The organism is Photorhabdus noenieputensis (assembly GCF_018448935.1).
GTDB lineage: Bacteria > Pseudomonadota > Gammaproteobacteria > Enterobacterales > Enterobacteriaceae > Photorhabdus > Photorhabdus noenieputensis.
On sequence record NZ_RCWC01000021.1, the window covers coordinates 16,252 to 30,834 of the forward strand.

The 14,583-nt window shown below is 41.6% G+C and carries 3 protein-coding genes; 1 reads left to right on the forward strand and 2 read right to left on the reverse strand.

The window, feature by feature from the left end; translation table 11 throughout:
- Window positions 1–886 precede the first annotated feature (886 nt).
- Window positions 887–2,140 (reverse strand): dicarboxylate/amino acid:cation symporter, encoded by a 1,254-nt coding sequence (locus EAE91_RS14360; protein ID WP_214089095.1) that lies wholly within the window; start codon window positions 2,138–2,140, stop codon window positions 887–889.
- Between the two features lie 489 nt (window positions 2,141–2,629).
- On the opposite strand from EAE91_RS14360, the gene ybfF reads away from it, so the two are divergent.
- Window positions 2,630–3,391, forward strand: coding sequence for an esterase (ybfF, locus tag EAE91_RS14365; RefSeq protein ID WP_376744738.1), 762 nt, complete (start codon window positions 2,630–2,632; stop codon window positions 3,389–3,391).
- A 66-nt stretch (window positions 3,392–3,457) separates the two neighbouring features.
- On the opposite strand, the gene rtxA is transcribed toward ybfF, so the two are convergent.
- Window positions 3,458–13,654, reverse strand: a complete 10,197-nt coding sequence (gene rtxA / locus EAE91_RS14370; RefSeq protein WP_214089097.1) for an MARTX multifunctional-autoprocessing repeats-in-toxin holotoxin RtxA — start codon at window positions 13,652–13,654, stop codon at window positions 3,458–3,460.
- Window positions 13,655–14,583 lie beyond the last annotated feature (929 nt).

Sequence of the window (14,583 nt, forward strand, 5' to 3'; positions counted from 1 at the left end):
GTTGTCAACAGTAAATACCTGTCTTATTCATTATTCACCTGCTTCTCATGTTGTTAATGAAAACCGCTAGCCAATACCAAATCCATTATTTAAAGTTGTTATTGGTGAAAATGACAAATCGTTATAATCAGGTAAGATATTCTTAATTATTTATTTACGGACAACAAAAGATATCTCCATATTCTTATTTAAATAATGGCGCTTTACAGATAAGGAAGGAAACAAATTTATATTCTTGTTAGAACTTATCTTTCATATATGAATTTAAAATGCTAAATAAGATTCCAAAATAGCGCTACATCTTATACCACTCATAATTCTATGTATAACAATGGGTTGAAGAAGACCATGTGTAGCAGAATTACGAAACATTATTTAATTATTACAGTTATAAAAACAGCCTAACAAAGATATATCAACATAATCACAAATGAGTATTTTTACTATCATTGGCTCATTATGACAGAATACAAGATTAATTTAAATGTTATTTATCCCTAGGGGATAGAAGTAATGTAAAATACCGCCTATTCAATACATTACTATTTTAATATAATTAATTATACTGTATTTATCTTGGCATAATTATCAATAAACAAGTAATTTTCTATTTCTTAAAAATATCAAATAATGAAAATAAAATGTCATCTTAAAATAATTATATATGTTTTATCATGAATAATATGAAATCATTTATATAGAATCTTTTTTTTAAATTACATTATAACTCGATATTATCAATAAAATGAAAGTAAGTTACGTATGCATATCAGAAGGAGAATAATATGGATTGCTGCTGGTCTTCATTAATTGAAAATAATGCCGGTTAAAAGCCGACATTATTTTACTAATTGGTCATCGAATAGGTAAAAACCTAAAGAGTTACTTATTTGGCATTTAACACTTCGTTTAATTTGCCTTCATCAAGCTGACGACAACGTTTCGCTACCACAATCGTTGCAACGCCATTACCAATTAGATTCGTTAACGCTCTTGCTTCTGACATGAAACGATCTATTCCCAGTATTAATGCCAGCCCCGCTAGTGGTAAATGCCCAACCGCAGAAATTGTCGCAGCTAATACAATAAACCCACTACCTGTTACACCAGCGGCACCTTTAGAGGATAAAAGCAATACAACTAATAGCGTTATTTGATGCACTATATCCATATGAGTATTCGTTGCTTGAGCAATAAATACCGCAGCCATTGTCAGGTAAATAGAGGTCCCATCCAGATTAAATGAATATCCCGTCGGTATCACCAAACCAACAACAGATTTCTGGCATCCCGCTTTCTCCATTTTATCTAACATACGTGGCAATGCAGATTCAGAAGACGATGTTCCCAATACGATTAATAATTCTTCTTTAATGTAATTAATGAATCGGAATATACTAAACCCTGTGGCTTTAGCAATTGTTCCTAAAACAAATACCACAAAAAGAATACAAGTGATATAAAAGCAAACTATTAATTGTCCTAATTGTACCAATGTACCAATACCATATTTCCCGATGGTAAATGCCATTGCACCAAAAGCCCCCAAAGGAGCTAATCGCATTATCATATTGATAATACCGAAAATAACATGAGAAAAACCATCAATAATATTAAAGATTGGTTTCCCTTTCTCTCCTAAACGATGAAGTGCAAAACCAAATAACACGGCAAATAATAAGACCTGCAAAATATTACCACTAGCAAATGCCCCGATGACACTAGCCGGAATAACATCAAGTAAAAATGCGACTATCCCTTGCTCAGCCGCCTTTTCCGCATATAAGGATACCGCTTTAACATCTAGCGTAGAGGGATCAATATTCATCCCTGCGCCAGGCTGCATGACATTGACAACAATTAGCCCAATAATCAAAGCAATTGTGCTAACTATTTCAAAATATACCAATGCAATAGCACCTGTTTTACCAACAGCTTTCATACTTTCCATACCTGCGATACCAGTCACAACGGTACAGAAAATAACAGGAGCAATAACCATTTTGATTAATTTAACAAATCCATCACCTAATGGCTTCATTTCCGCACCAAGCTGTGGGTAGAAATGTCCCAAAAGTATACCGATGGTTATTGCAACCAAAACTTGAAAATAAAGACTCTTTAGTAAATTTTTCTTCACTTCTTAATTCCCTAATCCATAGTATAAATCAGATTCTATTTATTCTTATTAGAACGGTGTTGTTGTTGCTAAATGTACTTTATACCTTTATTTAATAAAATATAAAGTAAATTTTCATCATTTTTTCACAAAAAGTTAAAATTAACACACAATTTTTTAAGATATAGATCACACAAACACACAATCAATACCTCACTAAGATGATTGAACCAATGATCATCTCATAAATTATTTAAAACTTTCCATTTAAAAATACTATCTACTTGAAGAACGTTTATTTTTCAATCCATTAAGTATTACCTTGAAAAAACTAACAAGTTTTCGATACATGAATATTTTGATAACAATATAATTATAAGAAATTATTAACTATAATTGTATAGCCTGGTTGCTTTTTTATAATTTAAGCAACAATATACACGGTATGACATCAATACCTGAAAGAAAACAATTCTCATTATGAAATTAGACCACCCGCTAAATTACCATATGCAGATACCGGAAAATCCGCGCTCTTCGACCCCTGTGGTATTAATCCACGGATTATTCGGTGATCTCAATAATCTCGGGGTTTTGGCCCGTGATTTGCAGCAATACTATCCCGTCATTCAAATCGATGTACGCAATCACGGTTTATCCCCACGGGCAAATAATATGGATTACCACGATATGGCACAAGATGTTATTTCCCTGTTGGATCATCTGCAAATTCAGGCCGCCATTATTATTGGTCATTCAATGGGTGGTAAGATCGCAATGGCAATGACCGCACTGGCACCAGAACGGATAGAAAAAATTGTTCTTATTGATATAGCACCCGTCGCCTATCAAGTTCGCCGTCATGACCAAATTTTTACCGCACTGAACCAAGTGACAGAAGCCGGAGTTAAAACCCGTCAAGACGCCACTAAAATTATGCGAGAAAATATTCAGGAAGAAGGTGTCATTCAGTTCTTACTGAAATCATTCCATCAAGGGGAATGGAAATTCAATTTACCGGTATTAATTGACCAGTATGAAAAGATCAGTGGCTGGCAAGAAATCCCTACATGGCCTCATCCCGCTTTGTTTATTCGTGGCGGCCTCTCCCCTTATATTCAAGAAGAGTATCGGAACGATATCGCCAGACAATTTCCACAGGCTAAAGCTTGGGTAGTCGCCGGTTGCGGCCACTGGGTTCATGCAGAAAAACCAGACGCAGTTTTAAAGGCAATTCATCGTTTTCTTAATACCGATACGCAATTAATGTAGGAAACCGGTTGATTAGCGATAAAAGTGGCTCACTTATCTTGAGCCACTTGATTATCATGAACTTAATTAGGCAAATTTCCCCTTACCAATCGTGACATCTGCCCACGCCGTTGCGATGGTCACTTTCGCCCAACTTTCCAGCCCTTCAATAAAACCATTATCACCGGCTGTCGGAGCAAAACCACTCATTGTCTGGATCAAAGAATCCACCACATTATCTGACAGTGCCGTAAATTCACGCTCCCCTAATGCGTTCTTATCACCTATCTGAGTCACCAATTTGGCGCGATTGCCATTAAAGTAATCATCAAAGGTAATCGAACCTACTGATTCAAATAACCCCTGAGCGCTATTGTCCCGAGTTTGGCGCTTCACTGACAGCACCAAATCATATCCGCTGCGCTGCAACCACAGGTTTCGCCAGTCAACGTCATTAAGCAATATCATGTCTTCTGCGCCGATATCATTGACTGACGTATCAATCACCTCTCCGCTAACCATAAAACTGTCCGCCCCCGAGCCACCCTGGAAGCGGTTCTGGTACCCGCCTAACACCAGCAGATCCTGACCTTCGCCGCCATCAAATTCACTGAACTTTGAAATCGCCGCAGCTATCAAGTGATCATCACCTTCTCCACCATTGATTACCGCATGGTAGCCCATCAGTTTTATTGCATCGTTACCGGAATAGCCATCGATCCGGTTGTCATTACCAAATATTCTGGCAAAGTCATTGCCTTCACCCAATTCAACTTGATTACTATTGCCGATGGCGACAACATAATCCTGAGCTTCACCGCTATCCACTCGGTTATAGTTGCCGGAGGCGACGATGTAATCCTGTCCGTTACCAGCATCAATAAAACCGCCTTCACCAAAGACAAATGCCTGGTCATTGCCTTCCCCCATAAACACATGGTTAATGCGCCCAGCCACTACTGCGGTATCATCGCCATTACCGCCAAACATCCAGTTTTCACGTCCCATCAAGACACCCAGATCATCTCCCTCACCGCCGGTAAAGATGTTGGAAGTACCAATTGAATAATAAACATCATCACCGCGACCACCCCAGAAGTTGTTGTTATCTCCCAGATAAGCACCGAGATCTTTACCGTCACCACCCCAGTTGAAGTTATAGTTTCCCAACGATATATGGATATCGCCATCATCATGCAAATGACCGCTATTACGCAGGAAATCAAACGTTTTTTCCTCCATATTAAGCAAATCAGCCGTCAGGTTTTCTTTCAAATGTGTAACTAAGGACTTCATTTCTGTTTGCTTATCTTGACTGAACATCGTCGCAAACAGATTAGGCAGATTCAGTGAGTTAAAGCCAAATGCAGATTTTGCTTTATCATCGGCCTGAGTACGCTTTCCATCGATGTTCACTGGAGATTCCAGTTTACGGTGTTCATCAGAGGCTTTCTGTTGCAGGCCATGACTTTGCGCAAACGATCTGATGCCATCCTCGCCCATATCGATGCCCGCTTTTAAACCATCAAGCAACTTCTCCGGATTTGTAAAAGCTTTCAGTTGGTCCCCGCTAAATTCTGCAATCACTGCCAGCATCTCTTGCAGAGTCGCTTCGCCATCAATCGGTTCCCCTGTACGGGAAACAATTTGGCCCTCTGCGGTGTGATTCACACCGAATATGTCCGCTAAGGTAGTATCGGCATTTACATTTGCTAATCGGCCAAGCAGCTTATTCTTAAGCTGACGCGGTAAATCTTGCGGATGATAAGTAAAAGTGGTCTTTGCCATACCTGTTGCTGAATATTGCTGAGTCAGCAGACCAAACAACGAACCTAGGTTGGTATCCATAATCGACTGGATATGATCACCAAACATGAAATTCCAGTTACCGGCTGTTACCTGAATATCTGCCCCTTGACCACCGACGGCAAAATTAAAAGCCAACTTCTCATTAACCTGACGGAATTTATTTGCGCGACTCATTGTGTCCATACCAGTAACATTGCTGGTTAGCCATTGGTGATATTTTTTATTCAATGTGGCTTCAATATCTCGCTTCAAACCGCGGCTGCTACGTTCATGCTGTAAATCCAGTTCAACCAACGTTTTGTAGTTCACACTACTGGTCTGATCCAGACCGGACATATCCTGCACAAACTTGTTCGCACCGGTGATGGTCCACTGCTGATCTTGCGCGATTAACCAATCCTGTTCTTTACCAGCGAGGGAAATACTTTGTAGTACTCCACCGACATGTGCCACACCATCAAACGGATTAACCAGTGGCGGTGTTGGAATGGATTTATCCATCATCACAATTAAGTCATTACTGCTGCCCTGATTGAAGCTGACGTTACGATTACCGAAAAACATCTGCGCCCCTTCAAACGCTTGGTAGCCATTGATATCGAAGCTGTGTTTGCTGTCTCCGTCTCCGATATGAACCATCACATTATTGTCACCGAAGGCCAGTGATTTAAAACCACCGCTACCCACTTTAATACCGACATTTGATGTTCCCCAATTAAGCGCTGTAAACTCCCCTTCACCCACATTAACCTGAATGTTGCCGGAATAGCTAAGCTGATTATTCGATTTATCGTTGGAGTTAATTTGAACGGTATTTTCACGTTTCTTTGGCACAGTAAAAGGACGACGATAATCTGCTACTGCCCCTCTTGCCACCGCATCAGCCCCAGAGTATCCCACCCTGGAAAGGGTGATGTCACTTTCAGTAATACCGCGAACAACCCTTTCTGTACTGGTCGTCAATTCACCCTGTTTATTCCATTCGAATACAATTTTGTTATCAGGTAAGTTATTAACCCATTGGTTATTGGCATCACGGGTAAATTTACGGCCTGTTGCATCAATCGCTACTTCGCTACGGCGAGCAGAAACATGACTGCGAATACCTTGCTTATCTAACTCTGTGATAAAGTGCCGGGCAAAACCGTCCCGATTATCATCACTTATCAAAGAACAACCTACGATGCTGATATGGTAAGGTTTACCCGCCGGTTTAAGGTCGTGACTGAACTGCTTTAGCCTCACAGCAAGCTCATCGGCAGTGTAACCACTCAGACGAATGTTATTTTGCTCCGACGTATCACGGCCATGACCGACAATTTGCCAACGTAACTTGCCGGATAATCTGGCAGAATCGCCATAAACGACACGATATTTACCGTCAGCATCGAGTTGCACAACCACACTGGAATCCGGGTGCTTACCGGCCAGATTAGCGGCGGCTTTGGCAACGACCGGATCATCCTCCATTTGAATAATGACCTGATGACTAAAACGAGTTGTACGCTCATCGGCTTGTGGTGTGACAGCTACCTGCTCCCATTCCCCTGCATTTTTGTTTTTGATGATGTCACTTGATGACAATTTTTCCAGCGACGTGCTCGCCACATCACCATCAACCGGTACTTTAAGTATCAGTCGATTTGCTGCTGGATAAGAGAGGACTTTATCGATATTCGACTGCACAAAGTTGGCAGCCTGATTAAAGTTATTGCTCTCAACGTCAACCAGAACCTTCTTCGTTTGTTTACCTTGCTTAGCCGTTATTTCCAGGGTGATATCATCTTTTCGGTAATCAACTACACGCCCAGTGACGTTTGGACCTAAGTTAAATACCTTGCCTTGCTCTTTCAATGCACGCAATACGTAGTTTTGTTCACCATCACGTGACGTTTTCCAAACGCCGTCATATCTCGCAATGGTTCCCTCTTCAAACTTATTAAAGTGAATATAAAAGCTTTGGCTTGGCTCTTTACTTGCCTGAAATTTATAACTCGTTATAAACCCTTTATGAAACATATCCATAAAACGACGGAAATCGTTATAGTTAGCAAACGATTTACCACCATAATTAGGATCATAAAATGACCAAACTGTTTGATTGAGTTTTTTATGCACTACAACAGACATGGCATGTTCTTCAGACATGAATGATATGTAAATCGACTTTCTCACATGACGCAGCTTATCCATGACGGATTCATAGCCTTCAACAGAGTAATTCAGTGCATTACTAATATTCGACCCGGCCAATCCATTAGTTTTCAATTTGCCGCCATAGGCAGCATTCGCTTTTTTATAGGCTTCAAGAGTAGAGTCATCCATAAATTGGCTGTACTGCATCGATAATAAATCTTCAATAACCAGCCCAATATTTTGACGGCGATATTGGGTTAGCAAAGCAGATTCAATGGCGTTGATATCAGTTTTCTTATTGACTGATTTGTCGTTGTAGGCTTTAACAGTGTCCTTCAACCACATCATATAAGCTTTACCACCCCCTGAGCCATGTACTCGTTCTTCCATTAAGTAACGGGCAGATAAAGCAAAACACAATCCTTTCATGAGCTTTTTAGACTCAGCGGTATCTCCTTTCGTCAGAAGAACACTGCCAATTTCCGGGATGATTTTACTGATTTTTTCCAACACATTACCATCCTGGCTAAAATGGAATGAATAAGCCTCCAACTCTTTCCCATGCGCGATAAGATCAAAAATTTTATTATCAATTTTTTGTAAAACATCTCCTTTTATTGCTCCTCGATGTTGAGAGGATGCTGCCAGTGGATTTTTATCCAACGGAGATTGACTATTAATCCGGAGCCGATTAATCATGTTTTCTGCATCTTTCAGTACGGACAGATTTTCTTCTATCAACCCTGCACTAAATCTCCCATCTGCCTGTACGGCAAACTCAGGTCTAACATGGCTGCTGGTTTCAACCATAGCCGTGGACTGGTAAGCCTCTCCAGACAAACCACTGCCAAGTGCGCCCATTCGCTGTGGCTTAACATTGTCACTCTGCTTCACGCTCTTCGCATCGGTTTGTGCCTGAACTATTTTATTCTCAGCCACAGCAATGTCCTGTCTGCCTCGATTCTCCGCCTCCTGATAAGCAACGTTAGCATCATTTTTGGCTTTTTCTGCTCGCTGTTGTTGTAACAGTGCCTCTTTCTTTCTCAATTTTGCTTTTTCATAAGCGTCTATTACATCTTGTTGCACACCAATACGATGCTGCTCACTTTTCGCTACACCTGCCTCTGATTGGGCAATCGCTTTTTTTACTTTCTGTTGGTTACTGGTCACATTTTGCTGAACATTAACTAACTCTTTCTGTGCGGTAGATTCAGTGTGCTCCCATTTACGTTGAACATTGTTCAATAATCCGGTAGCAAATTGCTTACGCCATTGGGTGCCTGATTTACCGTGGTAATTATCAGAGTCATTCAGTGCATCCAGACCTTGAGTCATGGAGAGCAGTTCATCTGTTACTGCTTGTGATTCTTCTTTTATCGCGTCACGCTGCGCTTGCCCATTGGTGTTTAGCGCAGCCTGATCCGTTGATTCCAATTGAGACCGTGCACCTGCAATTGCTGCCAGTTGCTTCTCTTTTTCTTGTTCTAAGATACAGCGATCTTCTTCGGCTTTATCTTTATCGTTTAACGCATTTTGCGCCGCTTTATCCTGTTTTGCGTGTTCGATAACATCCTTGGCTGGTCGTGAGATCTCAGATTTCGCAACAATATTATCGAGAACATAACCTACGCCATCATTTAAACCTGTGCCTTTAAATTCAATTCGGTTACTACCCGTTTTTGCTATCAGCTCCAGCGTTTTGTTTTGCCATCCAGCGACATCTCCAGAAGTTGAGAATACCCGTTCACCGTTCCAGAAAACATCCATGCCGTTGTTGGTAAGATAAGCATTATGACGATTGGCAAAATCAAAACTCAGTGAAATAATTTCCCCCTCGAACAAGTTTTGTAGATCCTGATAAATCGTAGTGTTTCCATCCACATCAAGTTCACTGACTCGTTCTCCATATCTCTCTTTATCAAGACCATAAGCACCGGCTGAGTGATAGGCTTCAATACCATTAGTTGCCAGCCAGCCGTAATTACCTTGTTCAAAATTACCATTGATGATCAGATTGGCTTCCTGTTCCGGATCATTGCTTTCGTTAATATTCAATGAATTATGGATATTTTCGAGCTCAAGCGTTTCGACCGCTGTTACAGAACCACTCAGACGACGGCTTAAATCTGAACTTACCGGAACAATTTCATCCATCTTAAAACCATCAATAGCAGAAACTTCGGCTAAATTAATTGCCCCTCTGCCTTTGTGCATCCCAGACGTATTAGCCTCAGCACCTTGAACCAGATAGTTGATCGCCTGACTGCCCCCTACACCTAACGCTGTCTGTCTAATATGTTCAAAGAAGGAAGCGAGTTTGTTGCTTTGCGTATTGCTTTCTGCAACGGAGAAACTATAGAAATCACCATTACCAATCTTAATCGCCACATTATTGTGTGCATAAGAGGCATTCATCCCCAGACCATCACCAACATGAATATTGGCGTTATTTTTACCTTTCATCACCGCAATATTCAGGCCATTTCCAACCTTAGTATTAACATTGGCATTACCCCATGCCACGTTAACGGAAACACCCTCACCCACTTTGGTATTCACATTCAGGTCACCATGCGTCGCCGTTACATTTAAGCCATTTCCCACAGTGGTGGTGATATTCGCTTTGCCTTTTGCCGCGGTAACCTGCATGCCATCACCCACTTTGGTGACAATATTTCCTTCACTCCACAAGCCATTAAAGCTGTCACCGTTACCCACCTGAGTCACAATGTTAGCCTCACCTTTGGCAAGCACCACATTGCGCCCATCACCGACCTTGGTAATGACGTTAGCTTTACCCCAAGCGCCAGTGTAATCATTACCATGACCAACATGAGTGATAATATTGGCGTCACCCTGAACGATCGTCACTTCTTGTCCATCACCCACTTTGGTTATGATGTTCGCTCTACCTTTCGCGAAGTTATAACGGTCACCATGCCCCTTTTGCGTCAGGATATTGGCCTCCCCCCAAACCGCATTAATACCGGTACCATTCCCCACTTTGGTAATGATATTGGCTTTACCTTTAGCAAATCCTACCGTTGTACCATGACCAACATGGGTCATAACATTCCCCACATTCGACACCAGCAAGCCGACGGTCGTCCCCTCCCCAACTTTGGTCAGAATATTGCTTTCACCAAGCAGTACGCCAGCGGTCATCGAGTTGCCTATATGAGTAATAACGTTAGCTTTCGCCCCTGCAACAACCCCCATAAAATCATTACCGGTTTTGGTGACAATATTTGCTTCTCCTAGCGCCAAAACACCGGTTAAGCCATTGCCGACATGGGTCATGATATTGGCCTGACCAAACATTGCCGCCAACGTTGTACCATCACCGATTTTAGTCATCACGTTCAGCTCACCGGCAAACAAGCCAATGCTGGGGCCATTACCCACATGGGAATAGATATTAGCTTCACCCACCATCAAGGCAGTTGTCAGATCATTACCGATCTTGGTCAACACATTGGCACCACCGATCATGGCAGCAAAGGTATTGCCATCTCCCATATGGGTAAAGATATTGGCACCACCAATCATTGCGGCCAACGTCATACCATTACCCACTTTAGTCGCAACATTGCCTTTTGCCAGCATCAGGGCAACACTTCCCCCATCACCAATGTGGGTAAATACGTCGCCTGCGGCTATCATCAGCGCCAACGCATCACCATCACCCACTTTAGTAAAGATGTTTACTGCGCCCCCCATCAACGCCCATACATCACCGTGACCAACATGAGTAAAGAGGTTACCTGCACCGATCATGGCTGCAATCGCAGCGCCATCCCCAACTCTAGTAAAGATATTGCCTGCTGCCCCCATCATCCCCAAAGTCCGACCACCACCGACATGGGTAAGTACATTACCTATACCAAACAGAGTGCCAGTAGTATCGCCATCTCCAATTTTGGTCAAGATATTGGCACCACCGAGCATCACACCTGTCGTATTCCCGTTACCAATGTGGGTCAGAATGTTTGCACCACCGCCCATCACTGCCAACACATCGCCCCGCCCTTTCTTGGAAAGAACATTAGCGCCACCCAACGCAACCGCCCTGGTATTCGACATTTCAGCATCATCACTGATATGCGTAATAATGTTAGCCCCACCGAGCATACCGGAAACCAAATCACCGGCACCGAGCTTAGTCAGCACATTGGCACCGCCCACTAATGCCGAGGAGACATTGCCATTTCCTTTTTGAGTCATGACATTAAAGCCCCCCGCACCTAACCAGCTCGCTCTACCATTGCCTATCTGCGTGTGCGTGTTGTAGCCACCTAACATGAAAATCTGGCTGTTGCCATTACCTCTGTGGATTGAAATATTGCCAACCGCCAGAAGATGAGCCAAATATTGTCCATCTCCGATACGGACGAAAACATTTATCGCACCACCAGCGTGAATATCCATATCTCCACGCTGACTTTGATGAACAACGACATTTGCCAGACCTGTGCCACGAAATGTCAACTTGCCCTCTTCCCCCTTTTTCACAATGACGTTCGCGGCACCCGCGCCTTCAAAATTGACATTGCCATAGGTGACACTGGAGGTAATAACATTTCCGCCGCCAGCGCCATTGAATTGAATATCACCGGAGCTGTCACCACTGTTAGTAGATGAGTTCACCAGTGCTTGCTGACGGTATTCTTCGGTATGTGCTAACCGATCAGAACCACACCGCATCGTTGCATTAAGGCTATATTGAAGCTGACTTAACACGCAGCTACCAGCACTCACCGAGTAGTAACCGTTTGCGGATGAAATATCTTCATCAGCTAGATTACTGGTATGATCACCCACTTTGCACCACGCATTGACAAGGTATTTGAGTTCCTGCGTGATAGGATCATTTCCCAGTTCAACCACCACCACTCTCGTGTACGATTCCAAATATTTAGCATACACATAAGTATTCGGTTGACGTTTCGATCTCACCGCGGAAACATCAAACTTCTGACAATTGGAAAAGATCGTATGCCCTCCCATCTTTGCATCAGAGAGGGTGATATCTTCCGCTTTGATCGTGGTCCCACTCGCATAAATAATCCACTCGTTTTCAGATACCCCCTCTTCAACGGCATGAATAGTCACCGGCTGATGATGTTCAATCATTAAATTAAAAAGACGATAAGCATCATTGATGTTGATATTGACAAATCCATTACCGGAAGAGATCTCCGTTGAAGCGAGACCATTAAGGTGATTACCCTCCTTATACCAGGAAGTGGCGTAATAATTGAGCTTACCGGTTTCGGGATCATTTTGGAGCTGAATTTTGCTGATTTTTGTATACATTTCGTCAGCAAAGGCAAAAAGATAAGTATCAGATTCAGCAGTTGATTTAATACCTGTCACTTGTCGGGCTTCTTGAATCCAGGTTCCGCCCATTGTTGCTGTCGTTAATACAATATCTTTAGCCTTTGAATATTCCAGCGCCTCATCACGAAAACTGTTATTCACACCGATTCTTGATATTTGGTTGTAGGCTCCGGCACCGGAGAAATTGATATTACCATGTGCAATATTAGAGTAAATTCTGTTATAACCACCGACACCTTCGAAAGAAATATCACCACGGGTTTGTACGTAAACATCTTCCTTTTGGCGAATACGTTTAATTCGGTTCGATGCCCCGGCACCAATCAAGGTAATATCACCTTCTTTACCTTTACGTACAATGTGATTATCAACCCCGGCACCTTCGAAAACAATATTACCGAACTCTGTCCGCGAGCTAATACTATTTGCCGCACCTGCACCATTAAATGTGACATCGCCACGGCTTCCGTTGTAATTGTCATACCAGGTGCGGTCAATTTTATTACCCGCTCCAGCACCATCAAAGAATAAATTGCCCTGATTAGTTCCGTGCCATAATTTATTGTAGCCGCCAGAGCCATTGAAGCTCATATCACCCGTTAGACCGTCACGGTTCATTTCGTTATAAATAGCCGCACCGGTAAAGTCCAAATCACCGTGATGACCTGTGTGATCCATAACAACGCTACCCGCAGCGCCAGAAAATGAAACATTACCATCACCATTTTTATCAATATCAGCGTAACCCGCACCACCTTTTACTGTCAGATTACCTGTGGAATCCTCAACAGATAAATATGCCGCACCACCGACAACCGTGTCATTACCTGTGCCGGTATAGACTTTGGCAGCAATCGATCCCAACGTAATATGATCATTTCCTCCACGGGCATAAATGTAGCCACCAAATCCAATGGCATCAATGTCATTATCATTGTCATCAGCGAAATAATTCCCGGTAAAAAAATATTCCGCACTCCTGCTTGATGATTTCCCCATAAACAATCCCTTAATTTAATATACCCTATGGATTTCAAGATGCATCGCGACGGCAAGGGAGTGAATCCCCGGGAGCATAGAAAACTATGTGACCGGGGTGAGCGAGTGCAGCCAACAAAGAGGCAACTTGAAAGATAACGGGTATAGAAGTTAAAACCGTACTCGACGGATATAATGGTTAGGTTGAACATCTCATTTTTTTGACAATACAAATCCTTTAGCCTTTCCATGATAAAAAGAGACTTAAAAACAAATTGTTAGCAACGTTAAAGCGGTGATCACAGGATATGACCATTTAGAAAAAACAGATATTCCGGTTCAACGATTAAGCTTTATTTAAAATACTCAATGCAGGAAAATACTACTCCACCACTATTTTATTCATCCTGTTTATTCATCCGGCAATTTTATTCTTATCACACGGAATATAAGGTAAGCAGCTTCCCTGCCGACATGTAGATTAGAGAGAATTTGTATGAATCTTTTAGACATACTTTTACTCAAAAGACAATTTATTCATAAAAAGCACACAATAAAACTTTAAAATCAGAAAATACCTAAACTGATGTATAGACAAATATTTTCAAATAAACCTATCAAATAAAACAAAATTCAAAATCAATATTTAACCCAGAAAACCTATTTCTTTCGCATAAGATATAACGTTTCACTAATTATGATCAATTATTTATTTTTTCTTTATTAAAATACCAAAAATATATTTTCACGAATAATATTAATTTCACAAATATAATATATATTTAAAATAATAATCATTTGAAATAATTAATATCGATTCTATTTAATGTAAACCTGCCATCTATCCTGACGTTAAAAAAATGCCCAGTTCACATTAAACTGGGCATTAATGTCCATGCTTCATGCTTATTTCCGCCAAAAAGTTGTACTACGGCATCAAACACACGAAT